The organism is Streptomyces sp. CBMA156 (assembly GCF_014596515.1).
Classification (GTDB): Bacteria; Actinomycetota; Actinomycetes; order Streptomycetales; family Streptomycetaceae; genus Kitasatospora.
Genome location: NZ_MSJQ01000195.1, coordinates 14,421 through 39,493, shown reverse-complemented (window position 1 = coordinate 39,493; position 25,073 = coordinate 14,421). Strand labels below are relative to the sequence as shown.

At 72.2% G+C, this 25,073-nt stretch carries 25 protein-coding genes; 9 read left to right on the top strand and 16 right to left on the bottom strand.

Going from position 1 to position 25,073, the window contains the following annotated elements; translation table 11 throughout:
• Window positions 1-108 precede the first annotated feature (108 nt).
• From BU198_RS16225 to BU198_RS43815, 5 genes are all read right to left on the bottom strand, one after another.
• Complete coding sequence (locus BU198_RS16225; protein WP_188297555.1) at window positions 109-1,800, bottom strand: ABC transporter ATP-binding protein; 1,692 nt, start codon at window positions 1,798-1,800, stop codon at window positions 109-111.
• Complete coding sequence (locus tag BU198_RS16220; RefSeq protein WP_188297554.1) at window positions 1,797-2,786, bottom strand: ABC transporter permease; 990 nt, start codon at window positions 2,784-2,786, stop codon at window positions 1,797-1,799. The genes BU198_RS16225 and BU198_RS16220 overlap by 4 nt, the downstream gene beginning before the upstream one ends.
• Window positions 2,783-3,871 (bottom strand): ABC transporter permease, encoded by a 1,089-nt coding sequence (locus BU198_RS16215; protein ID WP_188297553.1) that lies wholly within the window; start codon window positions 3,869-3,871, stop codon window positions 2,783-2,785. Before BU198_RS16215 ends, BU198_RS16220 begins: the two co-directional genes overlap by 4 nt.
• Before the next feature lie 32 nt (window positions 3,872-3,903).
• Window positions 3,904-5,625: an ABC transporter substrate-binding protein gene (locus BU198_RS16210; RefSeq protein WP_188297552.1), complete on the bottom strand. Its 1,722-nt coding sequence runs from the start codon at window positions 5,623-5,625 to the stop codon at window positions 3,904-3,906.
• A gap of 143 nt (window positions 5,626-5,768) precedes the next feature.
• Entirely contained in the window at window positions 5,769-5,861 is a 93-nt protein-coding gene (locus BU198_RS43815; RefSeq protein ID WP_317620150.1) for an Ms4533A family Cys-rich leader peptide, read from the bottom strand.
• A gap of 550 nt (window positions 5,862-6,411) precedes the next feature.
• Between BU198_RS43815 and BU198_RS16205 the strand changes: the two genes are divergently transcribed.
• The 4 genes from BU198_RS16205 (at window position 6,412) to BU198_RS16190 (ending at window position 9,515) form a co-directional block, all read left to right on the top strand.
• Complete coding sequence (locus BU198_RS16205) at window positions 6,412-6,765, top strand: hypothetical protein (RefSeq protein ID WP_188297551.1); 354 nt, start codon at window positions 6,412-6,414, stop codon at window positions 6,763-6,765.
• Between the two features lie 80 nt (window positions 6,766-6,845).
• Window positions 6,846-7,619: an ATP-binding cassette domain-containing protein gene (locus tag BU198_RS16200; RefSeq protein ID WP_223244465.1), complete on the top strand. Its 774-nt coding sequence runs from the start codon at window positions 6,846-6,848 to the stop codon at window positions 7,617-7,619.
• Complete coding sequence (locus tag BU198_RS16195) at window positions 7,616-8,869, top strand: ABC transporter permease (protein WP_188297550.1); 1,254 nt, start codon at window positions 7,616-7,618, stop codon at window positions 8,867-8,869. Before BU198_RS16200 ends, BU198_RS16195 begins: the two co-directional genes overlap by 4 nt.
• Window positions 8,862-9,515 carry a hypothetical protein gene (locus tag BU198_RS16190; protein WP_188297549.1) on the top strand — a complete coding sequence of 218 codons (654 nt, stop codon included), beginning with the start codon at window positions 8,862-8,864 and terminating at the stop codon, window positions 9,513-9,515. Before BU198_RS16195 ends, BU198_RS16190 begins: the two co-directional genes overlap by 8 nt.
• Window positions 9,516-9,580: 65 nt before the next feature.
• Here the strand turns inward: BU198_RS16190 and BU198_RS16185 are convergent, their stop codons facing one another.
• Window positions 9,581-10,867 (bottom strand): VanZ family protein, encoded by a 1,287-nt coding sequence (locus BU198_RS16185; RefSeq protein ID WP_188297548.1) that lies wholly within the window; start codon window positions 10,865-10,867, stop codon window positions 9,581-9,583.
• Between the two features lie 81 nt (window positions 10,868-10,948).
• Window positions 10,949-11,350 carry a hypothetical protein gene (locus BU198_RS16180; RefSeq protein WP_188297547.1) on the bottom strand — a complete coding sequence of 134 codons (402 nt, stop codon included), beginning with the start codon at window positions 11,348-11,350 and terminating at the stop codon, window positions 10,949-10,951.
• Window positions 11,351-11,838: 488 nt separating this feature from the next.
• Between BU198_RS16180 and BU198_RS16175 the strand changes: the two genes are divergently transcribed.
• The gene (locus BU198_RS16175) at window positions 11,839-12,915 is read left to right on the top strand and encodes a glycosyltransferase (RefSeq protein ID WP_188297546.1); all 1,077 of its coding nucleotides are present in this window, start codon (window positions 11,839-11,841) and stop codon (window positions 12,913-12,915) included.
• Here BU198_RS16175 and BU198_RS16170 read toward each other — a convergent pair.
• The 7 genes from BU198_RS16170 to BU198_RS16140 form a co-directional block, all read right to left on the bottom strand.
• The gene (locus BU198_RS16170) at window positions 12,904-14,130 is read right to left on the bottom strand and encodes a serine hydrolase domain-containing protein (protein WP_188297545.1); all 1,227 of its coding nucleotides are present in this window, start codon (window positions 14,128-14,130) and stop codon (window positions 12,904-12,906) included. The two genes, BU198_RS16175 and BU198_RS16170, sit on opposite strands and share 12 nt — an antisense overlap.
• A gap of 252 nt (window positions 14,131-14,382) precedes the next feature.
• Window positions 14,383-15,666, bottom strand: coding sequence for an ABC transporter permease (locus BU198_RS16165; RefSeq protein WP_223244459.1), 1,284 nt, complete (start codon window positions 15,664-15,666; stop codon window positions 14,383-14,385).
• Complete coding sequence (locus BU198_RS16160) at window positions 15,666-16,406, bottom strand: ABC transporter ATP-binding protein (RefSeq protein ID WP_188297544.1); 741 nt, start codon at window positions 16,404-16,406, stop codon at window positions 15,666-15,668. The genes BU198_RS16165 and BU198_RS16160 overlap by 1 nt, the downstream gene beginning before the upstream one ends.
• A complete protein-coding gene (locus BU198_RS16155; protein WP_188297543.1) occupies window positions 16,403-18,091 on the bottom strand; it encodes a peptidoglycan-binding domain-containing protein in 1,689 nt (562 codons plus the stop codon). The genes BU198_RS16160 and BU198_RS16155 overlap by 4 nt, the downstream gene beginning before the upstream one ends.
• Before the next feature lie 59 nt (window positions 18,092-18,150).
• Window positions 18,151-18,717, bottom strand: a complete 567-nt coding sequence (locus BU198_RS16150; protein WP_188297542.1) for a hypothetical protein — start codon at window positions 18,715-18,717, stop codon at window positions 18,151-18,153.
• Window positions 18,717-19,628: a hypothetical protein gene (locus BU198_RS16145; protein WP_188297541.1), complete on the bottom strand. Its 912-nt coding sequence runs from the start codon at window positions 19,626-19,628 to the stop codon at window positions 18,717-18,719. The genes BU198_RS16150 and BU198_RS16145 overlap by 1 nt, the downstream gene beginning before the upstream one ends.
• Window positions 19,629-19,821: 193 nt before the next feature.
• Window positions 19,822-20,157, bottom strand: coding sequence for a hypothetical protein (locus tag BU198_RS16140; protein ID WP_188297540.1), 336 nt, complete (start codon window positions 20,155-20,157; stop codon window positions 19,822-19,824).
• A gap of 267 nt (window positions 20,158-20,424) precedes the next feature.
• Here BU198_RS16140 and BU198_RS16135 point away from each other — a divergent pair, with 267 nt between their 5' ends.
• Entirely contained in the window at window positions 20,425-20,946 is a 522-nt protein-coding gene (locus tag BU198_RS16135) for a helix-turn-helix domain-containing protein (protein ID WP_188297539.1), read from the top strand.
• Window positions 20,947-21,055: 109 nt separating this feature from the next.
• On the opposite strand, the gene BU198_RS16130 is transcribed toward BU198_RS16135, so the two are convergent.
• A complete protein-coding gene (locus BU198_RS16130; protein ID WP_188297538.1) occupies window positions 21,056-21,271 on the bottom strand; it encodes an e9imm peptide in 216 nt (71 codons plus the stop codon).
• A 119-nt stretch (window positions 21,272-21,390) separates the two neighbouring features.
• Here BU198_RS16130 and BU198_RS16125 point away from each other — a divergent pair, with 119 nt between their 5' ends.
• Window positions 21,391-21,696, top strand: coding sequence for a hypothetical protein (locus tag BU198_RS16125; RefSeq protein WP_188297537.1), 306 nt, complete (start codon window positions 21,391-21,393; stop codon window positions 21,694-21,696).
• On the opposite strand, the gene BU198_RS16120 is transcribed toward BU198_RS16125, so the two are convergent.
• A complete protein-coding gene (locus BU198_RS16120; protein ID WP_188297536.1) occupies window positions 21,686-22,513 on the bottom strand; it encodes a hypothetical protein in 828 nt (275 codons plus the stop codon). The two genes, BU198_RS16125 and BU198_RS16120, sit on opposite strands and share 11 nt — an antisense overlap.
• A gap of 493 nt (window positions 22,514-23,006) precedes the next feature.
• Here BU198_RS16120 and BU198_RS16115 point away from each other — a divergent pair, with 493 nt between their 5' ends.
• Together BU198_RS16115 and BU198_RS16110 are read left to right on the top strand one after the other, a co-directional pair.
• The gene (locus BU198_RS16115) at window positions 23,007-23,492 is read left to right on the top strand and encodes a hypothetical protein (RefSeq protein ID WP_188297535.1); all 486 of its coding nucleotides are present in this window, start codon (window positions 23,007-23,009) and stop codon (window positions 23,490-23,492) included.
• 249 nt (window positions 23,493-23,741) lie between these two features.
• The gene (locus BU198_RS16110; protein ID WP_188297534.1) at window positions 23,742-25,070 is read left to right on the top strand and encodes an ankyrin repeat domain-containing protein; all 1,329 of its coding nucleotides are present in this window, start codon (window positions 23,742-23,744) and stop codon (window positions 25,068-25,070) included.
• Window positions 25,071-25,073 lie beyond the last annotated feature (3 nt).

Sequence of the window (25,073 nt, the reverse complement as noted above, 5' to 3'; positions counted from 1 at the left end):
GCCTGCCACGCGCACCGACAGCGGGCTGCGTGGGAAGTCGGCGGGGCCGACTTCCCACGCGGGGCCTCCGGGCGGCCGAGCCCCCCGGCCCGGCCGGCCGGAGGCGGGTCAGGCGCCGGCGGAGGCCAGCCGGGCGTGGCGGCGGGCGGCCGCCTCGGCAGGGTCCAGCACCGGTACGGCGGCCAGCAGGCCCTTGGTGTAGGCGTGCTGGGGGGAGTCGTACACCGTGGCGGCGTCGCCCTGTTCCACGATCCGTCCGGCCCGCATCACGGCGACCCGGTCGCTGACCTGCCGGACCACGGCGAGGTCGTGGGCGATGAACACCAGCGCGAGGCCGAGGTCACGCTGCAACTCGCCCAGCAGCTCGACGACCTGGGCCTGGGTGGTGACGTCCAGCGCGGAGACCGGTTCGTCGCAGACGATCAGCCGCGGCTCCGGTGCCAGCGCCCGGGCGATGCCGACCCGCTGCCGCTGCCCGCCAGAGAACTCGTGCGGGTAGCGGTGGTACCAGTCGGGATCGAGCCCCACGCGTTCGAGCAGTTCGCCGACCCGGGCGCGGATCCGGCGCTCGTCGGTCTCGCCGTTGATGCGCAGCGGGTCGGCGACGGACTCCCCGATGCTGCGGCGCGGGTTGAGCGAGGACACCGGGTCCTGGAAGACCATCTGCAACTCCCGCCGGAGCGGGCGCAGTTCCTTGTCCCCGAGCGCCCCGATGTCCCGGCCGCGGTAGTGCAGCCGGCCGCCGGTCGGCTCCAGCAGGCGGACCAGCATCCGTCCGAGCGTGGTCTTGCCGGAGCCGGACTCGCCGACGACGCCCAGCGTCTCGCCGGCCCGCACGGTGAGCGAGACGCCGTCCACGGCGGTGACGGGGGCGGCGCGCCGGCCGAGTCCGCCGCGGGAGGCGAACTCCCGGCGCAGGTCGGTGGCTTCGAGCAGGACGTCCCCGGTCGGCTCGGAAGGCTTGGCCGGCTCGCTCGGAGCGCCGGGCGCGTCGACCCGGGGCACCGCCGACAGCAGCGCGCGGGTGTACGGCTCGCGCGGCGCGCCCAGCACCTCGGTGACGGGGCCGTGCTCCACCGCCCGGCCGTCCTTCATCACCAGCACCCGGTCGACGCTCCCGGCGACCACGCCCAGGTCGTGGGTGACCAGGACCAGCCCGGCCCCGGTCTCGGCGCGCAACTCGTGCAGCAGGTCGAGGACCTGGGCCTGGACGGTGACGTCCAGCGCGGTCGTCGGCTCGTCGGCGACGATCAGCCGCGGCTCGCAGGCCAGGGCCATCGCGATCAGCACCCGCTGGCGCATGCCGCCGCTGAACTCGTGCGGACGCGAGCGCGAGCGCCGCGCCGCGTCGGGGATGCCGACGCGGTCGAGCACCTCGACGGCCCGCGCCCTGGCGGCCCGGCGGGAGACGTCCCGGTGGACCCGGACGACCTCGGCGATCTGGTCGCCCACCGCGTAGTACGGGTCGAGCGCGGAGAGCGGGTCCTGGAACACCATGGCGGCCAGTCCGCCGCGCAGGCGCCGGAGTTCGGCGCCCTCGGCGGTGACGGCGTCGACGCCGGCGACCCGGACGGTGCCGCCGATCCGGGCGCCGGTGCCGCGGTGCAGGCCGAGCAGTCCGTAGGCGACGGTGCTCTTGCCGGAGCCGGACTCGCCGACGATGCCGAGGGCCTGTCCGGCCTCCAGGGTGAAGCCGACGCCGTCGACGGCGCGGACGTGGCCGTCGCCGACCGGGAAGTCGACGACCAGGTCCCGGACGTCGACGAGGCTCCCGGCCTCGACCGGGGATGCGGGGCTCATGACAGGACCACCCTTCGGTCGGTCACCGCGTAGAGCACGTCCGCGATGACGTTGGCGAGGACCACGCAGAACCCGGTGACGAGGGTGAGGCCGACGACGGTCGGCAGGTCGATCAGGCCGACCGAGGTGACCAGCAGCTTGCCGAGCCCCGGGAGGCCGAAGAGCGACTCGGTCAGTACCGCGGACCCGAACATCGTCCCCAGGTCGATGGCGGTGAGCGCGATCACCGGGGTGAGCGCGCCGCGCAGCGCGTGCCTGGTCACCAGGTGCCGCTCGCTGACGCCGTACGCCCGGAAGGTCCGGATGTGGTCGTCGGCGAGGGTCTCCAGCATGGAGGAGCGGGTCAGCCGGGCGTACTTGGCGGACTCGATCAGGGCGAGCGAGATCCAGGGCAGCAGCAGGCCCCAGAACCACTGCTGGGGGTCCTCGGTGAGCGGGACGTAGCTCGGGAACGGCAGCCACTGGAGCTGGGCGCAGAGGACGATGAGCAGCACCAGGCCGATGACGAAGACCGGGACGGAGCCGCCGGCCAGCGTCAGCGCGGTCAGCAGGCGCTCGCTGAGCCGGCCCCGGCGCAGTGCCGAGAGCAGCCCGGTGCCGACGCCGAGGAGCAGCCAGAGCACCATCGCGCCGAGCGCCAGCGAGGCCGTCACCGGGAGGCGGGCGGTGATCATGTCGGTGACCTGCTCGCCGCTGCGGTAGGAGACGCCCAGGCAGGGTGCCGGGCAGTGCAGCAGGCCCGTCCCGGCGCTGAAGTCGCGGCCGGCGACGATGCCCTGGAGGAAGTGGGCGTACTGGAGGTAGACCGGCGCGTCGAGGCCCAGCCGTTCGCGGACCTGGGCGACCTGGGCGGGGCTGCACTTCTCGCCGCAGGCCAGCTGGGCGGGGTCGCCGGGGGCGATGTAGAAGACCGCGTAGACGATCAGGGAGAGGGCGAGCAGGACGCCGAGCATGCCGGCGGCCTTGCGGAGCAGGAAGCGGGTCATGCGGTGGCCTCCTCGGCGGTGGTCTGCTCGGAGGCGTTCCCCTTGGCGGCGCTGTCCGTGCCGGCGGCCTGCCCGGCGGTGGCGTCCGCGGTGGTGCCTGCCGTGGCGTCCTTGGCGGTGCCGCGCGCGGTGCCGACCCGCAGCCGGGAGGCCGCGCGGGGGTCGAGTTCGGTGCGGACGGCGTCGCCGAGCACGGTGAAGGCGAGCACGGTGACGAACAGCAGCGCGGACGGCAGCAGCACGTACATCGGGTCGGCGCGGAACCAGGTGGTCGCGCCGGAGAGCATCTGGCCCCACGAGGAGGTCGGCGGCTTGACGCCCACGCCGAGGAAGGAGAGCCCGGCCTCGGCGATGATGTTGGAGGGCAGCAGCACCGCCGCGTAGGTGATGACCGGCGCGGCCAGCGAGGGCAGCAGCTCCCGGCGGGCGATCCGCCAGCGGCTCGCGCCGGCGAGCCGGGCCGCGGACACGTAGTCGAGCTGCCGGAGGCTGAGCGTCTGCGCCCGGACCACCCGGGAGGTGCCGGCCCAGCCCAGCAGCCCGATGACCAGCGTCAGCAGGAGCGGGCGGGGGAAGCCGGTCGGCACGACCGCCATCAGCGAGATGGCGAAGACGAGCGAGGGCAGCGCGAGCATCACCTCGGTGGTGTTGCCGATCAGCTGGTCGACCAGCCGGTTGCCGAGGCCGGCGGCGAGGCCGATCAGGACGCCGAGGGTGACCTGGACGAGGGTGGCGCCGACGGCGACGAGCAGCGAGATCCGGGCGCCGTGGACGAGCCGGGCGAACACGTCGCGCCCGGTGCCCGGTTCGACGCCCAGCCAGTGGTCGGCGCTCACGCCGCCGAAGGAGCCGGTGGGCACTCCGCCGGCCGCGGAGTCGAGCAGGTCGTTGTGGTAGCTGGTGGGGTCCTGGCCTTCGAGCGCGCTGAGCAGCGGTGCCGCCGCCGCGACGAGGGCGAGCAGGACGATGACGAGGGTGGCGGCGAGGGCGGCGCGCCGCGCGAGCAGCCGCCGCCACACCTGCCGTCCTCCGGGGGCCGGGGAGGCGGTGAGGGCCTCCCCGGCGCCGGGCTTCTGTGGAGCCATGGTTGTCCGACCGATCCGTCCGGTCCCGTCCGCTACTTGACCGCGACCTGGGAGATGTCGAGCACGCCGGTCCAGTCGCTGATCACGATGTTGCGGACGTCCTTGCCGGACAGCCGCTTGTAGACGGGGTGGTACAGCGGGACGGTGAGGGCCTGCTCACCGATGCGCTTGTCCAGGGCGCCCCAGCGCTTGGCGGCCTCGGCGTGGTCGGTGATCTTGTTGATCTGGTCGATCTCGTCGTTCACCGAAGGGTCGTCCAGCTGCGCGGAGTTGAAGTTGGAGCCGCCGGTGACGATCTGCCGGCCGTCGAAGATCGGCGCGAGGAACGGGCCGCCGGACGGCCAGTCGGCACCCCAGCCGGTGAGGAAGAGGCCGGGCTCGGTGGTGACGTCGTGGACGGTCTTGGAGTACCGGGTGGAGTCCAGGGCCTCCAGCTGGACGGTGATCCCGGCCGCCTTCAGGCCGTCCTGGACGGCGGTGGCCAGGTCCGGGCCGTAGCCCTTGCCCACGGTGGTGGAGTGGGTGAGCGTGATGGTCAGGCCGTCCGGGTAGCCGGCCTCCTTCAGCAGCTCCCTGGCCTTCTCCGGGTTGCCGGTGGCGCCGGCCGGGAACGGGTCGTACGGCGTGTACCCGAAGGTCTCCTGGCTGGGCAGGTAGGTGGTGGCGGCCTCGGCGAGCGAGGAGCCGCCGGCGGCGTTGACGACCGAGGTGCGGTTGATCGCGTAGGCGACGGCCTGGCGCACCTTGGGGTTGTCGAAGGGCTTCACCTTGGGGTTGAACGCGAGGTAGTTGGTGAAGCCGAAGTGGCCGGTGCCGACGCGGGCGGCGAGCGCCTTGTCGTCCTTCACCTGGGCGAGTTCGGAGGGGCCGAGGTTGGTGTCGGTGGTGACGGCGGCGGCGTCGGCCCCGGTGCCGGTGGTGAGCCGCTGGTTGATCACGGCCGGGTCGAGACCGGACTGCACGTCGACGGTGTCGGGGTACGCCTTGCGCTGGTCGTCCGTCGCCGAGGACCAGTTGGGATTGCGCTTGAGGACGATGTGGGTGCCGTCGTTCTCGTTCTTCTCCACCTGGTACGGGCCGGAGGAGACGGGGTGGTCCTGGTACTTCGCCCCGGTGTCCTTGGCCTTCGGGACGGGCGCGAACTGGGTCTGGGTCGCGAGGTACGGGAAGTCGCCCTCGGGCTTGTTGAGGCGGAAGACGATGGTCTTCTCGTCCGGCGTCTCGATGGCGTCCAGGGTGCGGCCGTCCTTGTACGGGCCCTGGTAGTCGGCGGCGCCGACCAGCCAGTCCCTCAGGAATGGCGCCCCGCCGGAGAGTTCGGGGGCGAATGACCTTTCGATGCCGTACTTGATATCGGCGGTGGTGATCGGCGAGCCGTCCTCGAACTTCAGGCCGTCCTTGAGGCGGTACGTCCACACGGTGGCGCCCTCGGAGGGGGTGCCGGTGTCGGTGGCGAGGTCCGGGACGACCTTGGTGCCGGCCGCGCCGTCGACCCGGTTGCGGGTGGTGAGGGTGCGGAAGACCAGGGAGGGCACGTTGCCGCCGCCGGAGGTGTAGAGCCGTGCGGGGTCGAACTGCTCCTGCGGGAGCTGGTTGAGGACGGTGAGGGTGCCGCCCTGCTGCGGTGCGGCGTCCTTGCCGGTGCCACCACCGCCGTCGGCCTTCGGTCCGCACGCCGCCAGGCCGACGACGAGTGCGACGGTGACGGTCGCCAGGGCGAGGCGGCGAGGGGTGAGGGTGGTGGTTCGAGACATCGGAAAGGGAGCCTTTCGCTACCGATGGTGTACGGAGGAAGGCGGGCGGCAGTGAGGCTTTGAGGGGAATGAGCGGCACCGCGCCCGCAGAAGGGGCGACGCCCCGAGGCGGCGATCACCGCAACGCTTCGGGACAGGCGGATTCAGCGACAGAGATTGTCGGAAACGCAGTGCGCGGCCACGCCGATCAGCGCCAGCTCGATGGCGGCGCACTCGATCGGGTGACGGTCAGACATGCTGAGAAGACTGTATGACGTTAAGCAAAATGTCAAAACTCCGGACATGGCCCGGTGGTCGCCGGGCGGATTTCCCTGTCGGGGACAGGGAGATGCCGAGGAGGAGGGGGGAAACGTGGGGAGTCGGGTGGGTGAACCGTTCTCGCGGGAACGGGTCGAGTCCCGGCCTTCTTCATCTGCGCCGCGGGCCGTGCCCGGGGCAGGATCCTCGCCATTATTCAGTAAGGTGCATGACAAGAGGAGAAGTTGATCTGTTACGCGAAAGTAACGTCACACTCCGGAGCTGCCCACCAGGGGAATCGCCCGGTTGGCGAACCTTGAAGATGACGGACCGTCACGATCGATGGTGGCCGTGTGCGGAATTACAGGAGAAAACGGGATGAAGATCGCCGGTGAAACCCCCTTGTCTGATTGGACGGCATACGGAAGGCTCCCGGTCGACCGGGGGGCGCCGCATGGAACCGCCCCGGTTCCAGTCAAAGGGTGTGGGGGTTCCGCGCGGCAACGCGGAACCCCCTCCCCGCCATCGTGATGCACTTGGGAGGACATCATGGCGAAGACCGCCACCCCGGTCGACGGGGCGCGTTCGACGATAGTAAGGCTCGGGTTCGTCGCGTCGTTCGCGGCAGCGCTGGTGGTGGGCGCCGCGCCGCTCGCCAGCGCCTCCGGCCAGAGCGCCAATCTCAACAACTGCTACTCGACGTGGGGCAGCACCGGCACGTCGGCGCACTGCTACAACACCTCCGACGCGGGCTACTACCAGAACGAGGCCTACTGCGGCGGCGTGGACTACGACCGGGCGTCCGGGTGGACCTACATCGGCAAGGGCTCGACCATCAGCAACTGGGGCCAGCTGAACTGCACCTGGTCCATCCGGTACTCCGACGTGTGGTTCAAGTACTAGAAATCCGGTTCACCCCGTAGCGGGTGAGCGGTAGGTACGGTGAGGCACAGCTGTGCGCCCCTGGTCCAGGGGCGCACAGCCTGGTGGAGGGGTACGGCGTGGAGCCGAGGGTGCGGGTGGCCGGCCTGGTGCAGGGGTACCGGGGGCGGCGGGTGATCGACGGGCTGGACCTGGCGGTCGGGCGGGGTGTGCTGGGGCTGCTCGGGCCGAACGGGGCGGGGAAGAGCACCCTGCTGCGGACGCTCGCCACGGTCGCGCCGCCGCTCGGCGGCACGCTGGAGGTGTGCGGGGAGCCGGTCGGCTCGGAGCGGGCGGCGAGGGCCGCCCGGCGCCGGATCGGCTTCCTGCCACAGGACTTCGGGTACTTCCCCGGGTACACGGTGGAGGAGTTCGTCCGCTACTGCGCCTGGCTGCGCGAGGTACCCGACGCGCGGGCCCGCGACGCCGCGAGGAAGGCCGTCGAGGCGGTCGGGCTCGGTGGGCGGGCCCGGGCCCGGATGAAGTCGCTGTCCGGCGGGATGCTCCGCCGGGCCGGGATCGCCGCCGCACTCGTCGGCGAACCCGAACTGGTCCTGCTCGACGAGCCCACGGTGGGCCTGGACCCGGCGCAGCGGCTGGAGTTCCGCGCCCTGGTGCGGTCGCTGACCGGCGCGGGCGTCGTGCTCAGCACCCACCTGGTGGAGGATGTCGCCGCCGTGTGCGACCGGGTCGCCGTGATGGACGGCGGACGTCTCGTCTTCCAGGGCACACCGGAGGAGCTGGCGTCGTCGGCCCGCCCGAGCGATCCGGGGGACAGCCCGCTGGAACGCGGCTACATGCGCGTCCTGTCCGGGCGCCAGGCGGTGGACCGATGAGCTGGGTGTACCGGGCGGAACTGCGCCGCTCACCGCTGTGGAAGGTGTTCCCGGTCCTGGTGGCGGTGGTGCTGCTGGTGCTGTTCGGGCGCGGCAGGTCCTGGATCGGGGTGTGGTCGGAGGCCAGCGCGGCCGCGCAGATCCCGGCGTTCTACCTCGGCCCGGCGATGGCGGGTGCGGCGGCCTGGGCGGCGGCCGCCCGGCGCCGTACCGGTGTGGCCGCCGGGTTCGGCGCGGCCCGGCCGTCGTGGCGGATCGAGGCCGTGCAGGTGGCGGTGGCCCTGACGTACGGCCTGGCGGCGTACGCCGTCGGCGTGGCGGCGGCCGTCGCGGTGACCCTGCGGGACGGCGGGCCGAGCTTCTGGTGGCCCGGCTACGCGCTGCTGGGTGCGGTGCTGATCACCGGGTGCACGGCGCTGGGGCACCTGGCGGGGCGCGGGGCCCGGTCGCTGTTCGCCGTGCCGGTGGTGTGCACCCTGGGCTGCCTGGTCTTCCTCGGGGTGGCCGGATTCGTGCCGCAGGGCACGTCGACGGGTGTCGGCCTCGCCGTCCTCGCCGGGTCCCCCGCTCGGACGGTCGCGGCCTGGCCGCTGCTCGTCCGGGCCGCCGCGGTCCTGTCGCTGGTCGGACTGGCGGTGGTGGCCGGGCGCCGGCTGCGGACGGAGGGGCCCGGACCCGAGTGGCGGGCCCGGTCGTACGGCACGGCCGGCGGGGTGCTGGCCCTGGCGGGTTCGCTGGTGCTCTGGGCGCTCGCCGGACCGCTCGTGGTGCAGCGGCCGGCATCCGCCGATCCGCTGTGCACCGACGGGGTGCCGAAGGTCTGCGTGTGGCCGGAGAGCCGCCGCTACCTGCCCGAGCTGGGGGAGATGGCCGGGCGAGCGGGGGCGCTTCCCGGCGATCGGTTCCGGGTGCCGGCGCAGTTCGTCGAGGAAGGCGTGGACGGGCGTCCGCTCGACCGCGGGAACGGGTTCGTCCTGCGGGAGGGCGAGACCTGGGAGGCGGCGATCGTGATGGCGATCGCGACCACCGAGGCGACGATCCCGATGCCGTGCCGGCGAGCGGGCACCGAGCAGTGGGAGCTGATCTCCTGGCTGACCGCGAGGATCGCCGGCCACGGCGTTCCGGCGAGCGTCCACGGCGGGCCGCCCGGCGTCGACCAGGCCGCGATCGGGCGGCTGATCGCCCAGTCCGAGGACGCGCAACTCGCCTGGGTGGACCAGCGCCTGCCGCACGGCGGCGGCTGTGGCTGAGCACCTCTCGACGCGCCTCGCGACGCGCCTCTCGACGCACCGCGCGATGCTGTTCGCGCGTCCGCGCCTGGCCGGCCGGGCGGCGCTCGCCGCGGCGGGGCTGACCGCCCTCCAGCTGGGCTTCGGCTCGGTCGGGATGTCGCTGCCCGGAGCGTACGACGACAGCACGCTGCAACTTCGGATGGTGCTGGCCGCCGCCTGGGCGGGACTGGCCGCGGGCTCCCTGCACAGCGGGATGAGCAGCTGGGAGGCGGCGGGCGGGCGCCGGGTGCGGCGGGCCGAACGGGCCCAGCTGCTGGCCGCGGTGGTGGTGGCGCTGGGCCTGTCGGGCGGCGCCGAGCTGATCGCCGCCAGCCCGGCGAGCGCGGTCGTGGTGGGGCGGGCCCTGCTGATCTGGTGGGGGATCGCGGTGCTGTCGGGCCGGCTCCTGGGCCGTCAACAGGCCTGGGTGCTGCCGGTGGCGACGATCTTCCCGCTGTCGTACCTGGGCTGGGACGGGTCGGGCTCGGTGCGCTGGTGGAACTGGCCCTGGGCAGGCCCGTGGAGTGCGGGCTGCTGGGTGCTGGTGGCGGTCTCGCTCGCGGTGGGTGCGGCGGCCTGGTGGCTGACGCCGTGGCGGTGGCGGGCGCTGACGCGCCGGCGGTGAGGGCGGCGATGGAGAGGCCGCCCCGAGCCGGGCAGCCTCTCCATCGGTGGAATCCCGGTTGACTTCTACGTGGTGATGACGGCACCGGTGCCGGCATCGACCCGGACCACGAGGAGCCCGGCTTGCTGCCGGCCGTCCTGTGCCTTCATGCCGATCAGCCACAGCGGACGCCACGTGCCCTTCTCGTCGGCTTGGGCGAGAAGCTCCACGCTGGTGACGGCGGCCTCGGGGTGCTTGGCGGTCGCGGTGTTCCGCGCCGTCTCCTCGGTGATGCTCGCCTTGGGAAGAACAGGGGGGTCGATGTGCCGTGCGGAGAACGAACTGACCTCGCCGCTGCCCGTGACGAGCATGTCCAGGCGCATCGGCATGAGAACGCCGTCGACGCGGGAGCGCCACAGGACCGTCTTGGCCCCACCGGCGTTGGGCTGGGCAGTGGTGCGGGTGTAGCTGCCCGTGAGCGCCCACGGGAAGTGGGCCTGCGCGAACCGGGTGCCGGCGGCGACCGCGGCGTCGTCGGTGAGCTCGCCCGGGGCCTGGTCGGGGATGGGCCCGACGAGCCCGGAGACCGGCTCGCCGCCGGGCCAAGCAAGAGTGAGGCTTCCCGGCTCTCCTGTGACGTCGACGCGGCCCGGCTGGCCGGAGGAGCCGGCGACGTACTGGACGGACGTGACCTTGGCGGTGGGGCCGAAGAAGTCCTGGAACGCCTTGGCCGCGGCAGCCCGCTGGGCCGGCCCGGCCTGGGTGTTCTCCGTGGCATCGGCGGCGACGACCGTGACGAACGGCAGGAGGGCGGCCGCGATGACGGCGAATCCACCTGTCAGGGCGATCGATCCGCGCACGACCTCACGCTTCGTGGCGGCCGACGGTTTGTCGGCCGTCCGGCGGATCCAGAGGAACGCGAGGCCGCAGCCGGCCGCGGCCCCGAGGGCGTTGTTCCACAGGTCGCCGGTGTCGCAGCTGCGGCCGACGCCGGGGGTCACGGCCTGGACCGCCTCGACGACCGCGGAGAGCAGGACGAGGGCGATGCCCGTACTGACGGGCCGCCGGACGACGAGGGAGGCGAAGAACGCGATCGGCACGAAGAGGGCGATGTTCATCAGGCCCTGGGTGCCCGACATCGCGCCGATCAGGTCGCGTTGGACGGTGCACAGGAGAGGAGCCGGTGCGTCGGGGTGGACGGGGTAGAGCGTGGCGGTGAGTACGACGGCGGCGGACGCCCCGGCGAGCACGGACAGGACGAGTGGGGCGGACCGCCGTCTGGCGACGGCCGCGGAGAGGACGGCGAATACGCCCACTGCGGCCAGGGCGGCCCACAGTATTCCGGTGTCGTTGCCGAGGATGGCTCGGATCATGGCTGATGGTGCTCCGGTGGGTGACACGGCGATGGGCCCGGGCTCTCAGGCGCCGGGCCCATCGCGGACGAGGGTGGGTTTCTAGCAGATCGTCACGGGCGCGTTGTAGAAGGTGTTCTGGCCCTGGACGGCCATCCAGCCGACTATGTCGCTGCAGTCATTGAACCCGAGGTCGTTGAACTGGCCCTGCTTTTCCGTGCCGGAGGACTGGGAGAACCAGCCGCCCTCGTAGGAGTAGCCGTGGTAGTTGAATCCGAACTTCGCGGTAATGGTGCCGCCGCCGGACTTGGTGTAGGTGTCGATCAGTCGCCAGTAGTCATTGTTGCTCTGGGTGTAGATGCAGGTCCAGAGGGCTCCGTTGGAGAGGCCTGTCTTTGAACAGTTGTAGCCGGCGTTTCCTCCGGCCACAGCCTGGGAGGCTCCTGAAACAACCAGGAGCGCTCCCGCCAGGGCGGTGCCGATAACTCGCGTCGCGTTTCGCATGTGGTCTCTCCTGACGGGCAGTCACTTTGCTTTGGGTTGGCAAAGTCTTGCACATTCACAGCCCTTGGACCAGCCCTTTCGGACTCCCGGGCTCCCCCTTTGTGGATTGTGACCGTTGGTCAACTTGTGCCCCGGAAAGTCGAGTCGGTGGCGTGGTGGGTCGTATTGAGGGAATCCCTGCCTCGAAGGTGAGGTTTCCGCCCGATGTCGCACGCGGTGCCGATTGCCTGCGTTGTATCGAATCGGCCGGGATGCCCCATTCGATCGGGTGCGCCGCGGCGGGGCCGCAGCGGCCGGGAGTGGAGCGCGCCCCCCGTCCCCGTGGTCGTACTCGCCGGTCCGGGCGGGGACCACTTGCCCGGACCCGGAAAAGTATTCAACGTCCCCTTGACGCCGAACAGTTCGAGACATGAATTCCCGAAGTTCGGGCCGGGAGCTTGTGTGCGGGCGGAGCGGGTAGGAGGCCGGTCACGTCCCAGGGAGGTCCGATGACCGGCCGAGTGGTCTACGCGTCGTTCGAGTTCCAGTTCCCGCTGGGCGGTGTGCGCGTGCTGAACCAGCAGGTCTCGCTGCTGCGGGCGGCCGGCGTCGAGGCGTTCCGCTGGACGCCGACGCCGGGATTCCGCTACACGTGGTTCGACGACGACGTGCCGACGCTGTCCGGCATGACGCTGGACCTCGGGCCCGAGGACGTGCTCGTGCTGCCCGAGGTCAGCGTGCTCCCGGCGCACGACCCGGCGCCCGGCGGCCGCAAGGTCGTCTACTCACAGGGGCACTACGTCCACTTCCTGACCTGCCCCGAGCCGGGACCGTACCCGGGCTGGTCGTCCGAGCCGGCGCTGTGGACGATCTCGAAGGCGGGCGTCGACATGCTCCGCCGGGCCCTGCCCGGGTACGAACCGCACCTGGTACCGAACGTCATCGACGCCGAGTCGTTCCGGCCGGCCGCGACCGGGCGGGTCAGGCGCATCGCGTGGATGTCCCGCAAGCGTCCGGTCGAGAGCACGCTGCTGCGCCGCCTGCTGCACGCCGACCCGCGGTCCAGGGGCGTCGACCTGTACGACATCCACTCGGTTCCCCACGAGGAGGTCGCGCGCGTCCTGTCGGAGACGTCGGTGTTCATCGCGCTGGGAGCGCCCGAGGGCGAGGGCTTCGGGCTGCCGCCGGCCGAGGCGATGGCCGGCGGCTGCCTGGTGACCGGATACGCCGGTGGCGGCGGAGCGGAGTTGTTCGACTCGCCGTCCGCGTGGCGGATCCCGGAGCTGGAGACGGACCGGCTGGCGGACCGGGCCCTCGAACTGCTCGACCTGCCGGGCCACGAGGAGGTGCGGCGGGCGGGCCGCCGGTGGGTCACCGACCGGTACACCGCGAAGGCCGCCGTCGAGGCGCTGGTCGAGGGCATCCGCAAGGCCCGGGCCCGCCCCGGCGGCGCGGCGACGGCGACCCATCCGACCGCCTGGATGGAGGAGTTGCTGACGTACTTCCCGATGCCGCCGGAGGTGTACGCCGGGGTGGGGCGGCCGGCCGCCTCCCGGCTCGGTGACCGGCCGGGTTCAGCGGGCTGATCCGGCCGGGAGGTTCTTCCCGCTCCCGGCGGTCGAGGGGGCGAAGGCGGCCCGGATGATGCGCTCGCAGACCGGGTTCATGGTCGCGGCCTTGGCGTCGGTCGCGTTGACCGAGTAGACGAGGGTGCGGGACAGGTCCCTGGTCGCCGCGACGAGCGTGCTGTACCCGGGCCGTTCTCCGGTCTTGAGCCAGAGGATCCGGCCGCCACCCGCGTCGAAGCGTTGCAGCCCCGCACTCATCACCGCGCCCTCGACGTCCGGCACGGTGAACATCTCCTTCTCCAGGAGGGGTTGGGGCACGAGTTCGCCCCGGAACAGCGCGAAGAGGAACTTCTCCAGGTCGGCGGTGGTGGAGATCATGTCACCCGCCGCCCACCGGTCCGACATGTTCCACTCGGTCGCGTCCACGACCGTGCCGTCCGCCAGCTTCTGGTAGCCCCGGTTGTGGGCGCCGTGGATGCGGGGGTCGGGCCCCTCGGGGAACGAGGTGTGCCGCATGCCGGCCGGGCGGAAGACGCGCAGCTGCGCCTGGTGGGCGTAGGAGTCGCCGGTGATCCTCTCGATCAGCATGCCGAGGACGGTGTAGTCGATGTTGCCGTACCGCTGCTTCCGGCCCGGGCCTTCCCCCGGCCCCCGGTAGGGGCCCTTGGCGACCGAGGCCGCGACGACGTCCCCGGGAGTCAGGGTCCTGAAGCGGTTCTCGTACCCCTCGGCGTTCTCCGCGCCGAGGGAGGAGCCCGGCTGGAGACCGCTGGTGAACGTGAGCAACTGCCGTACGGTGATCGATTCGAAGGCGTCGCTCAGCAGGCCCGGCAGGTACCTCTGGACGGTGCCGTCCAGATCCACCCGGCCCTCCGCGGCGAGTTGCAGCACGATGGCCGAGGTGACCACCTTGGTGGTGGACCCCGCCCGGAACCGGGCCTCTTCCAGGGCCTGGCGGCCGCTGCCCAGGTCGTGCACCCCCGCGCTCGCGTGCCAGCTCCCGTGGCCGCCGACCCGGACGAGGGCCGCCGTCGCGTCCGCGTCGGGCAGCCCTCGGAGAGCCGCCTCCAGGGCCTTCACGTCAGGGCCGGTCAACTGGCCCGCCGTCGTCTGCGCGCCGGGAGCCGTGGCCACGTCGGGCGTCGCGGCCAGGGCGGGCGTCGCGGCCAGTGGGCCGGCGCCGAGGCCCAGCGCGAGGACGGCGGACAGGGCGGTACGTCGGCGGATCTTCACGGGCACTCCGTCGGTAGGGGCGGGCTTGTTCGTGTGGAGCCCATCCTGCCGAGCGCGCGGACGCCCCGGATCACCGCCCGGGAGGGCGCCGACCCTGGCGGCACCCCTGGTCAACCATGCTTCCTGGCAGGGGTGTTGTCGGGGTTGCCCCCCTAGGTGGTCCGCTCCGGAAGTCCCTCGGGGGCCGGCCGCGCCGCCGGGGTGACGGAGGGGTGTGCCGGGCTCCCCGGGCCTCCCGGTGGCGGCCGGGTGTCAGCCGCTGCGGAGCGCCTTGAGCGGGTCGGTGCGGGCGGCGCGCAGGGCCGGATAGAGGCCGGCGAGGAGGCCCACGACGGTGCCGATCAGCGGGGCGGGGAGGGTGGCCGCGGGTTGGAGGACGGCCGTCCAGGAACGGGCCGCGGCCACGGCCAGGACGACCAGGATGCCCAGGCTGGTGCCGATCAGTCCGCCGAGCGTGCCCAGGGCGGTGGACTCGGTGAGGAACTGCGCCGCGATGTGGTGGGTACGGGCACCGAGCGAGCGCCGCAGGCCGATCTCCTGGGTCCGTTCCAGGACCGCGACCAGGGTGGTGTTGGCGATCCCGACCGCGCCGACCACCAGGCAGATCGCGGCGAGCGCGAGGAACAGGCCGGTGAGGTCCGAGGTGATGTGGTCCTGAAGGCTGTGCGGATCCGGCGGCGGGGTCACCGTGAACCGGGACGCCGCGTCGGGGCGCAGCGCCACCGCCAGCTGCCGGGCGACCACCGGGGCCGCTCCGACCCTGGTCGCGGCGACCAGGTGGGCGCCCTGGTCCTCGCCCCTGCCGGGGTTGCCGAAGCGGTCCAGCGCCGTGCTGCTCGGGATGATCGCCCCGAGCAGGGTGTCGGGCAGCCGCTGCACGTCCGAGTAGACGCCGATCACGGTGTACGGCAGACCGTCGATGAAGATCGCCGGCTGGGCGCCGAGCCGGGTGACGCCGAGCCGGTTCGCCGCCGTCCGGCTGAGCAGGACGACGGGCAGCCGGGCCTGCTGGGCGTACGGGTCCAGGGTCGTCCCGGCGGCGAGGGTCGGCTGCATCGCCGCGACCGCGCCGGGGGTGGCCGCGAAGAGGGAGAGCCCCTGCCCGGCGGAGCCGTCGGCGGTCGGCGAGGTGCCGATCCGGTGCTGGTCGGTCGGCACGCGCCACCAGACACCGGCGGCGGTGACACCGTCGATCCGGCTCACCCGGGCGTCCGCGTCGTCCGGGAAGCTCGTCGGCGGGTTGGTCCCGGGGGGAGCCCCGTCGTCCGCCGGACTGTCGGTCACCGTCACCGTGGTCGCCTTGGTGAGGTCGAACTGCCGGCCGATCTGCCCCGAGGCGGTCGCGGTGAGACCGAGGACGGCGACGAAGGCGCCGATGCCGAGTACGGTGCCGAGCATGGTCAGCACCGAGCGGCCGGGCCGTTGCAGCACCCCGGCCAGGGCCTCGTCGACCAGGTCCCGCAGGCTCAGCCGGGAGGGCGGTCCGGCGAGGGTGTCGCGGGCCTTCGGGCGGCGCCCCGCGGGCTTGCGGGCCATCAGGCGTCCACCGGCTCGTCGGACTCGGAGGGCCCGGAGGACCCGGAACAGCCGGTCGGGCCGCCAGGACCGCCGTCGTCGAGCCGGCCGTCGCTGATCCGCACCGTCCGCTGGGCCCGGGCGGCCACGGCCGGGTCGTGGGTGATCACGACCAGGGTGTAGCCCTGCCCGTGCAGGTGCGCGAAGTGATCCATCACGGTCGTCGCGTTGGCGGAGTCCAGGTTTCCGGTCGGCTCGTCGCAGAGCAGCAGGCTGGGCCGGTTCACCAGTGCCCGGGCGATCGCGACCCGCTGGCGCTCCCCGCCGGAGAGGACGGTCGGCAGGGAGTGCGCCCGGTGGCCGAGGCCGACCTGGCGCAGGGCGGCCCGGGCGGCTTCCCCGCGTCCGGCGCGCGGGGTGCGGTTGTAGACCTGGGCGAGCAGCACGTTCTCCTCGGCCGTTCGGTTCGGCAGCAGATGGAAGGACTGGAACACGAAGCCGATCCGCCGCCCGCGCAGGGTGGAGCGGTCGCGGTCGGAGAGCCGCCCGGTGTCGATGCCGTCCAGGGCGTAGCTGCCGGTGGTCGGGGTGTCGAGCAGGCCGAGCAGGTGCAGCAGGGTGGACTTCCCCGATCCCGACGGGCCGGTGATCGCCACGTAGTCGTTCCGGCCGACCGTCAGGTCGCAGGGGTGCAGGGCGACGACGGGCGGGGTGCCGGGAAAGCTCCGGCCGACCCCGGCGAGTTCGATGACCGCGGTCACTGGCCGATCACCACCTGGTCGCCCTCCGCCAGCCGGGCCTCCCCGGCCGGTGTCACCCCGACGTAGCCGTTGGCGTTGACCCCGGTCGTCACGGGGACGGTGGTGTGCTGCCCGCCCTGGTCGACCCTGGTGACGGCGGTGCGCCCGGCCGCGTCGGTGAACACGGCCGCGACCGGGACGCTGAGCACCGGGTCCGCGCTACTGCTCTTCAGCACGGTGATCCGGACGTTCTGCCCGCTGAAGGCGGCGGGCAGCGGGTCGGCCGGGGTGATCTTCAGGGGCACGTAGGCGGCGACCGGCTGACCGCCGGCCGCGTTCGGCGCACCGGCCCCCGTCCCTCCGCCGGTGCTGCCCGCGCCCGCGCCGGCGGTACCACCGGCCCCTGCCCCGGCCGCCGCTCCGGCCGCGCCGCCGATCGCGATCACCCGGCCGGCCGGCGGAACCGTGGTCGGCGCGCCGAGTTCGGCCACGGTGCCCTTGACCGTCGTCCCGCCCGGCCCGCTCGTCTCGGAGAGGACCTCGACCGCCATGCCCGGCGTGATCCCGGCCGCCTGGACCGGGGTGAGCTGCCCGGTGACGGCGAGGCCGCCACCGGTGAGCGCGAGCAGCGGGCCGGAAACCGGTGCGCCGACCGAGGAGTTGACGGCCGTGACGGTGGCGGGCAGCGACGGCAGGAAGACCACCTCTCCGGCGGGCACCATCGGACCGTCGACCTCCTCCGCCCGGGCGAGCGCGTCCTCGTCCTCGGACAGCTTCTTCCGGGCGCCGGCGAGTTGTCTGTCGAGGCCGGGACCGGGGGCGCCCTGCGGCTGCGCTCCGGAGGTCGTGCCCCCGGTCGCGCCTCCGGTTCCGGCAGCGGTCGGCGCCGATGTGCCGCCCTGGCCGGCCGGTGTACCTGCCGACGTACCCGTCGACGTACCTGCCGCCGTACCCGCCGCCGTGCCCGAACTCGCCGCTGCCTGCTGCTCCTTGAGTGCCTCGACGGCCTGCCGGTCGGCCTCGACGGCCTTCCTCGCGATGTCCACGGCCTGCCGGGTGGCCGCGCCGGTGGTCGGCGCCGTGTACCCGAGGTGGCGGTAGTAGCCGGTGACGGCCCTGGCGGTGCCGGGGCCGTACGTCCCCTGCGCATCGGAGCCCCGGCCGTAGCCGAGCCGCTCCAGCGCGGCCTGGAGTTCCGTGACGTCCGGCCCGCTGGAGCCCGGCTTGAGATCCCGGTACGCGGGCACCGGACCCTCCAGCACGAACAGCGGCTGGCCGGAGACCTCGGCGAGCAGCCGGCCGTTGACGACCTCGTCACCGGACTTGACCGGGAGCGCCGACACGTAGAGCTGGGTGATGTCCGTCGAGGCCGCTGCCGGCGTGACGTTGTACTGGGTCGGCGGGTACACCTGGCCGCGGACGACCGTGGTCTGGGTGAGCACCTGTTTGGTCACCCCGGCGGTCATCAGGGTGCTGGGCGGCGGTGCGGTGTCCGCGGCCTGCTCGGCGGGCGACTTGATCAGCGAGGCGGCGCCCAGTCCTCCGCCCGCCACCACGGCGGCGGTCGCCGCGACCGCCAGGAGCGCCCGGCGGCGCCGCGCCATCCGCGGCCGTCCCGGCCCGCCCGGCTCCTCCCGCAGGGCGCCGGACGGCTCGTCCGGCCCCTCACCCCGGACACCGGACGGCTCGTCCGTCTCCACCGACATGACGTCGGCCCCCCTCTGCGCCCCGCGCCGACGGCCCCGGACTCGCGCCCTCGTCCCGTTCAGCACGTGCCGGTCGATTTGCTGTCCGTCACCATCCACTGACCATCTTTCAACGCCAAGGTGTAGCTTGTCAGTTGATTGGGACGGTCGATCAGCTGACCGGTCCGCTGGGCGCCGGTGGCGAGGTCGTACTGGATCCAGGCCCTGATGTCGACGCAGTCCACCAGGGTGGCGACGCCGTCCTGGACGGAGATCCCCCGCACCGCGTGCCCGACCGTCCCCCTGGCCACCGCGCCCTGGTCGCGCAGATGCGTCACGTTCTGCCGGACGAGGTTCAGCTGATTGCTCGCCGTGGTTCCGGCCAGTGCCGGGGCGTCGGCGTCACCGTTCGCGTTGGCCTGCAACAACCCGTCCCAGTAGGCGAGATAGCGCTGCCGGACCTGGTCCTGCTGCGGAGTCCAGGACCCGTCGGCGCTGGTGCCCGCGCCATGGTCTCCGGAGCCGGAGCCGGAGCCGGAGCCTGAGCCTGGGCCCGAGCCTGGGCCGCCGAGCAGGAAGCCGACCGCGCACGCCGCGGCGACGAGCAGGCCGAGCGGCAGCAGCGCGCGCTTGCGGGAGAGTGCCATCAGCCCTCACCGAGCGCCTTCTTGGCCGCGGCGACCCGCTGGGCCGCCCGGTCCTTGAGCCCCTGCAGGGCGGCCTCGTTCCGCCGGACGAGCTCGGTCTGGTAGCCCGCCTCGACCGCGTACCAGGTGCCCAGCAGCCGGGCCTGGGTCTTGCACGTCATGTCGGCCACCGCGGTGTCCTTCTCCTGTTGGGCGACCGGGTCCGGCCAGGCGGCCGAACTGGCCTGGGCCGGTGTCGAGTAGTGGTACCCCCGCGCGGTCATGCAGCCCGCCCAGGTGGCGACGGCGGCCTTGACCCGGCTGTCCCCGGTGGCGTGGTCGTACGCCCTGGAGCGCAGCCCGCCCACGACGTCGTCCTTGGCCGGCGCGGCGAGCGCGTCGCCGAGCTGCTTGTCGAACGCGCCCAGGCAGCCCCGGTCGGCCGTCGGATCCGCGGCTGCCCCCGGCTGGCCCACGGCGCCCTCCAGGGCCTTGCGGTACTCGGGGCTGTCGCCGCCCTGCTGTTGCTGAGTGGTGACCTGTCCGGCGGGCGGCGGCGGGCGGTGGTAGCCGGTCTGCCCGGCCGCGGCGACCGAGAGGATGCCGAGGAAGTCGGGGTCGAGCGGTGACGGTGGGGGCGTGGCCGGGAACACCGCGGGCGCGTAGTCGAACCCCTTGCCCCGCATGCACGTCCGGGTGGCCGCCTCCCGAGCCTGGAAGATCAGCGCCGAGTCGGCGCCGCCGATGGCGTACCCGTCGAGGGGCAACGGCACCGCCGCCCCGTCGGAGGGCTCGGTCAGCACGGCGGGGAGGGCGGGCTCGGGCAGTGCGGCGTCAGGGCCGCCGCCCCCGTCGGACCCTCCGCAAGCGGTGAGCAGACCCACCAGGACGACGGCTGCGCCGAATCGTCGCAGCCCGCGGCCTCGTACCATGAATTCCACCCCCCGGTAGGACGGTGATCGAATTCCGGCAATCACCGTCGATGTCTCTCGATCCGATTGAATCAGGGACCGGCCGCCGGAGCCGCCGTATCCGCGATATTTCAGGAGAACTTCCGGTACGTCGGACGCGCGCGAATGCGCGGTGCGCGCGGGGCCGGCTCCGGCCCCACGCGCACCGCATCGTTCAGCACTTGTAAATGCCGCCGCTCCAGGTCATGTAGTAGTCCGCGCTGTAGTAGCGGCCGTAGTACGACCAGTCGGCGAGGTAGTGATTGTGGTCCGCCCAGCCGGCGTCCCCGTTCACGTTCTGGCCGACGACGTAGCAGAACAGGTACGCGTGCTGGTCGCCGTAGCCGCGGCCGTGCATGGCGCAGCTGGTCCACGCGCAGTCGCGCAGGGCCACACCGCCGTCGCGGGTGTTGTAGCCGCCGTACTGGCCGGCCTCGGCCACCCCGGCGCCGGCGCCGAGCGCCCCCAGGCTCAGCAGTGCCGCGGCGACCGTGGTCGCGATCTTCCGCATTTACCCTCCCCGTGTCGTTGAGGTACGAGCAGCCGGACGACTGTTCGTGGCAGCCATTCTGCGGAGCCGCCCGGAGCCGCGAACAGGAATTTGGACGCGAAATTCCCCGGAAGATTGCCGGAAGATCTTCCGGAACCGGGCGGAACGGAGCGCTACGCTCCGAACGGCGCGGCGTGATGCGCATCACGCGGTGTTCATGTTGCTGATACTGTTCGGCCTGCACTGCCCGAACCTAACCTGCCCCGCCACCGACCACGGGGGGATTCGTTGTCAGCGCAGGTGGAAAGCTTCGGCGCACTGTTGCGCCGTACCCGCATACTCCACGGACTCAGCCAGGAGGAACTCGGAAAACGGTCCGGAATCACGGCCCGCGCGATCAGCAACCTGGAACGGGGCTGTAGCCGGCCGAGGGGGAACACCCTTCGGGAGCTGATCAGGGCCCTCGACCTCGACCCGGACCACGCCTCCGGCTTCCTGCACGTGGCGACCAGGTCCTGCCACGGCGATGCCGGGCACCGGGAGGACTTCAGCCTCATCTACGAGCCGGCCGAGGAGGCGGGGCTGCTGTCCGACTCCGAGGTCGTCACGACACTGCGCCGGCTCAGCCTGACCGATCCCACCCGGTGGGAACCGCGGGTCACCGCAACCCTGCTGGCCGCGTGCTCGGGACAGCCCAGCGCCGTGCGGCTGCTCGGCGCCGTCCTGGCCGTCCAGCCCGAACTGCCGCTCGCCGCCCTGGCCGACCGGCTCCGCCACGACGACCGGCGGTGCGTCCTGCTCTCTCAGTGACGCGTGCGCCGCCTCCGGTGTGCGAGTGCCGCCTCGGGTGTGCGAGTGCCGAGGGCCGCTGCCGCCCGCTGTCCCTGATCATCACCGCAGGACAGCGGGCGGACGTTGTTCACAGCGCGAACGGCTGATACCCCAAAGCCTGGTCGACCACTTCGACGGCGGTCGGCTCCTGTCCGCCCGGAGGCCAGAAGATCAGTCCGGAGACGTAGCCGGCCGGGCAGCCGAGTGCCCTGTCGAGCTCGTTCAGCACGTGCCGCGTCTCGCGCTCGGTGCACGCGGCACTCATGACCTTCTGCACCAGCGTGATCGCCGTCTCACGGCTCATCACCACCTGCGTTCACCCCTCGGATGCGGAAGAACCACACTCAACCACAGGTTCGGCGGGACGGCTCCACGGTACTCGGGCTGTGGATCTCGATGGCGTCAGGCGTCAGGATGGTGCCCATGACCGGTGAACCCTTGCAGGTGCCCCTCGATGAGCTGCGCAGAGCCTTCGACGTGCTGATCCGTCACGTCGAAGGCACCACGGCGGGCGGTGCCGTGCCCCTGGACAAGGACTACTTCTGGTCGATCCCGTCCGACGAGCAGTACGACGTCCTGAAGGCGCCGGGCGAGCTGACGATCGGGCAGCTCACCGAGTCCTGGCAGCATCTGCAGGATCTGCTCGCCGATGAGGATCGCGCTCTGGGATACCACCTGGTGTGGCTCGCCGACGTCCTGCGGGCGATCGGCCAGGACCTCACCGCGTAGTCGACGACCGGTGCCGGACGGCAGCCGTCCGGACTTCCGCCCGGGCGCGCTCACGGTCGATCGGTGGGGGCCGGAACCGGCCCGGGGCCAGCCGGACGTGCTCCTGCCAGGAGTCCTGCCAGAACTCCACGGTCCAGCCGGGCCATCGCTCCGGCACTTCGTACGCTTCGGCCACCGTCCCGAGCACCCACCAGCCGACCCGGCGCCGCAGCGGATCGATGTGCAGGCCGGCATCGGCGGACACCCGGCAGATGCCGTGGTCGGGGCCGCCCGACAGCCGGTCGAGCAGTGCGGCGCCCTCCCGGATCGGGTGGTCGGCGACGTTCGCCACCACGTAGCAGTGGTCCGACCCGACGGTCACCACCGCAGCCATCGGTTCGGGGGCTGCCAGTTCCTCGTCCTCCGGTTCCAGCAACGGTCCGGGGAAGGTGTCGCGCACGCGGTCACGCACGTACTCCGGGTCCAGTCCCAGGTAGGTCCGCAGTTCGGCGGGGCCGTCGTAGGCCCACCGCACGTCCCACCCCGGCCACGCCTCCCGCAGCAGGTCCAGGGTCGCGGCCCGGTACCGCATCACGGTGCTCGGCCCCTCCCAGGCGAACAGCAGCAGCACCCTCCGGCCGAGGTCGATCAGCGCCGCTCCCTGGCAGTGCACGTCGTCCAGCCACCAGTCGTCCACCCCCAGGCCTTGGACCATCGAGAGCGTGTCGACAGGCCCCGCCAGCAGGTCGAGGTCGAGGCCCACGGCACCCCAGCGGGAGAGGTACAGCTCGTATTCCCCGCTTTCGCGGACAACGACGAAGTTCGCACGATCGGCCATGCGGCCAGGATGGCGGGTGCCGGCAGCCGGATGCCACCCGATTGACGTCCCCGTGGGCCCTGCGGGGTCACCGTGTCCGAGGTCCGGGAGAACCGTCAGGCCGCGGCGAGGAGGCCGCGCTCGGGGAACTCCACGACCGGCTCGCACCGGTGGTGCACGGCCTGGGCGGACTCGACGAGCTTGAACACCATGGCGGGGGCTGCCGCAGGGCAGCCGGCCCGCGGGTGACCTCGGCCCGCGGCAGACGTGGTCACGGTCGGACAGGTCCCGCTGACGGCACGGGATGCGGCATCTGCTGTGCCGGGCCTTACGGGATGCCGACGCCATGCGCGCATACGTGGTTGAGCACCTTCACGACGCGGCCGCGGTGCGGCACGTGGAAAGTCGGCGGGGTCGACTTCCGGTGTGGGGTGAATCGGACGGCGGCACGAGGGCATGCCGTGTGACGATGACCGCAGCCCAGCGAAAGTAGTAGGGGAAGAAGGAACGACAGGTGCAGTACGTCAACATCAACGCGACGCTGGGCGGGCTGACAGGGGTCATCAGTCCGGCCGACTACCTGGAACAGCTCCCCTCGTTCGCCGAAGCCCTGCCGGCCGGAGCCCGTTCGTTCGCGACTGATGCGGACCACTACGACTTCCACGGCGAACGATGCGTGAAGGACCTGAGCCTCGAACTCGTCCGATCCGGCGACCCGAGCGGCGACGGGAGCAAGGAGATCGAGCTCAGGTTCCGGCACAACTGCTGGAAGCACGAAGAGGACCTGATCATCCGATACACAGGCGTCTCCGCCTTCGACGTCGACGCTCCCGCCGGTCCCGAGTGGGCGAACCTCGAAACCGTGATCTTGGACGAGATCCTGCCGCACGAGCGCGGATGCACTCACGAGATCGCTTTTCGTCCGGGCAGGCTCACCGTGACCTGTCGCGACCTGACGGCGACGTGGGTGAACTCCGGTTGTCCGGAGAGGAGTTCGTAGGGCTTCGAGCACCCACAGGTGGCAGTCGGGGGAGACGGCGCCCCTTGATGATCACGCGATGGCCGCTCCGGATCCACCGGGTGTGACAGGCTGCTTCAGTCAGTGGGATCCGCGCAGGACGAGGCTCGGGATCGACCGCCGATGCGACATGCCGTCAGCGGCCCGACGCTCGGATGTTCAGCCCATGGCTCCGGCCCGGGGACGGCGTGACGGACTCGGTCGACGATGCCTCTCCCGGCCTGCGGCTGCGTGGCGATCGAGTGCAACAGGGGGTTGGGGATGGGCGAGGATCCACTCATCACGGCGGTGCGGAGCGGGGAAGAGAACGCGGTCAGAATACTGCTCGAGGACGGGGCAGATCCCGACGTCGTCGACGAGCAAGGCACCTCCGCACTCTGCCTGGCCATCTCAGCCTTCAACTCGACGATCGCCGGCTATCTGGTGGAAGGCGGCGCGGATCCGGACCGCCGGCTGCCCGATGGGACCACCCCACGATTGCGGGCCGTCGACAGCGGTTCCATCGGGCTCGCCGACTGCCTGCTCGGTGGAGCGGCCTTCATCAGCGAGGCCACCCGCGCGGAACTGCTGGCGCGCGCCAGGCAGTGGCACGAGATGGGCCCGGTCGCCATGCTCCGGGAGCGGACCGGCACCTCGGATGTGGTCGAGCGGGTTCGCATCCGGGACAGGGAGTGGTCCACCGGGTACCACGAGCTCCGGCTCGGCGGAATGACCGTCCGCGACGGCCACACAGGGATCCTCACTCTCCTCGAGAAGCACTTCGGACTGCACCTGGGCTTTGACGAATCGGCGGCCCGCGCGTGCGCACTCGAGTACCCGGACTGGGAGCACGCCGTCTGGTCGGAGATCGTCAGAACCCTTGCCCGGAGGCAGGAGAACGAGACCTGGGAGGCTGCGGCGGCACTGCAGGACCATCCCGATCCCCTTCACCGCCGCTTCGCTGCGGAGGTCCTGGTCTGCCTCCACCTCGAGGCCGGCCTGACGAACGTCCCGAGCCCGTTCGAACAGCGCACGCTCGAACTCCTCCTCGACTGGACGAAGCAGGAGGAACACCCGGACGTCCTCGCCGAGACCCTGGCCGGCCTGAGCCACCATGAGGACCCGAGGATCGAGCCACTGGGGCTCTCATACCTCGCCCACACTGCCCCGCAGGTACGTGCCAGGGTGCTCTCGACCCTGAGAACCGTGGACTCGGAGAGGTCCGGGCGGAAGACGTTCACCTCCGAGGGGCTGAACGCCCTGCTTGCACTGGCCCAGGACACCGACTCCTCCGTTCGCAAAGTCGCTGGCTATGGGCTCGCGTACAGCCTGAATCCGGAACCCGCCATCGGGGACACCCTGGCCGATCTGCTCGATGACGAGGACCAGCAGACCCGGATCTGGGCCGTCTACGGACTGGCCGAGCGGGACGATCCGCGCTGTACCGATGGCGCCGACCGGGTGGGACCCGTCGACGAGTACGAGTCGTGGTCCTGGATACTCCGGGCGCCCTCACGGTACGAGCAGCGCCAGAGGGAGCGGGAAGCGCCGGCCACGACCGAGCCTTGCTCCAGTCGGTGAAGC

What these genes read in the sequence shown, in the direction of transcription:
- BU198_RS16130 (WP_188297538.1), bottom strand. Translation starts at nt 21,271, where the DNA reads ATGAGCCGTGAGACGGCGATCACGCTGGTGCAGAAGGTCATGAGTGCC.
- BU198_RS16125 (WP_188297537.1), top strand. Translation starts at nt 21,391, where the DNA reads ATGACCGGTGAACCCTTGCAGGTGCCCCTCGATGAGCTGCGCAGAGCC.
- BU198_RS16215 (WP_188297553.1), bottom strand. Translation starts at nt 3,871, where the DNA reads ATGGCTCCACAGAAGCCCGGCGCCGGGGAGGCCCTCACCGCCTCCCCG.
- BU198_RS16120 (WP_188297536.1), bottom strand. Translation starts at nt 22,513, where the DNA reads ATGGCCGATCGTGCGAACTTCGTCGTTGTCCGCGAAAGCGGGGAATAC.
- BU198_RS16140 (WP_188297540.1), bottom strand. Translation starts at nt 20,157, where the DNA reads ATGCGGAAGATCGCGACCACGGTCGCCGCGGCACTGCTGAGCCTGGGG.
- BU198_RS16165 (WP_223244459.1), bottom strand. Translation starts at nt 15,666, where the DNA reads ATGGCCCGCAAGCCCGCGGGGCGCCGCCCGAAGGCCCGCGACACCCTC.
- BU198_RS16195 (WP_188297550.1), top strand. Translation starts at nt 7,616, where the DNA reads ATGAGCTGGGTGTACCGGGCGGAACTGCGCCGCTCACCGCTGTGGAAG.
- BU198_RS16155 (WP_188297543.1), bottom strand. Translation starts at nt 18,091, where the DNA reads ATGTCGGTGGAGACGGACGAGCCGTCCGGTGTCCGGGGTGAGGGGCCG.
- BU198_RS16225 (WP_188297555.1), bottom strand. Translation starts at nt 1,800, where the DNA reads ATGAGCCCCGCATCCCCGGTCGAGGCCGGGAGCCTCGTCGACGTCCGG.
- BU198_RS16145 (WP_188297541.1), bottom strand. Translation starts at nt 19,628, where the DNA reads ATGGTACGAGGCCGCGGGCTGCGACGATTCGGCGCAGCCGTCGTCCTG.
- BU198_RS16210 (WP_188297552.1), bottom strand. Translation starts at nt 5,625, where the DNA reads ATGTCTCGAACCACCACCCTCACCCCTCGCCGCCTCGCCCTGGCGACC.
- BU198_RS43815 (WP_317620150.1), bottom strand. Translation starts at nt 5,861, where the DNA reads ATGTCTGACCGTCACCCGATCGAGTGCGCCGCCATCGAGCTGGCGCTG.
- BU198_RS16185 (WP_188297548.1), bottom strand. Translation starts at nt 10,867, where the DNA reads ATGATCCGAGCCATCCTCGGCAACGACACCGGAATACTGTGGGCCGCC.
- BU198_RS16220 (WP_188297554.1), bottom strand. Translation starts at nt 2,786, where the DNA reads ATGACCCGCTTCCTGCTCCGCAAGGCCGCCGGCATGCTCGGCGTCCTG.
- BU198_RS16180 (WP_188297547.1), bottom strand. Translation starts at nt 11,350, where the DNA reads ATGCGAAACGCGACGCGAGTTATCGGCACCGCCCTGGCGGGAGCGCTC.
- BU198_RS16205 (WP_188297551.1), top strand. Translation starts at nt 6,412, where the DNA reads ATGGCGAAGACCGCCACCCCGGTCGACGGGGCGCGTTCGACGATAGTA.
- BU198_RS16150 (WP_188297542.1), bottom strand. Translation starts at nt 18,717, where the DNA reads ATGGCACTCTCCCGCAAGCGCGCGCTGCTGCCGCTCGGCCTGCTCGTC.
- BU198_RS16175 (WP_188297546.1), top strand. Translation starts at nt 11,839, where the DNA reads ATGACCGGCCGAGTGGTCTACGCGTCGTTCGAGTTCCAGTTCCCGCTG.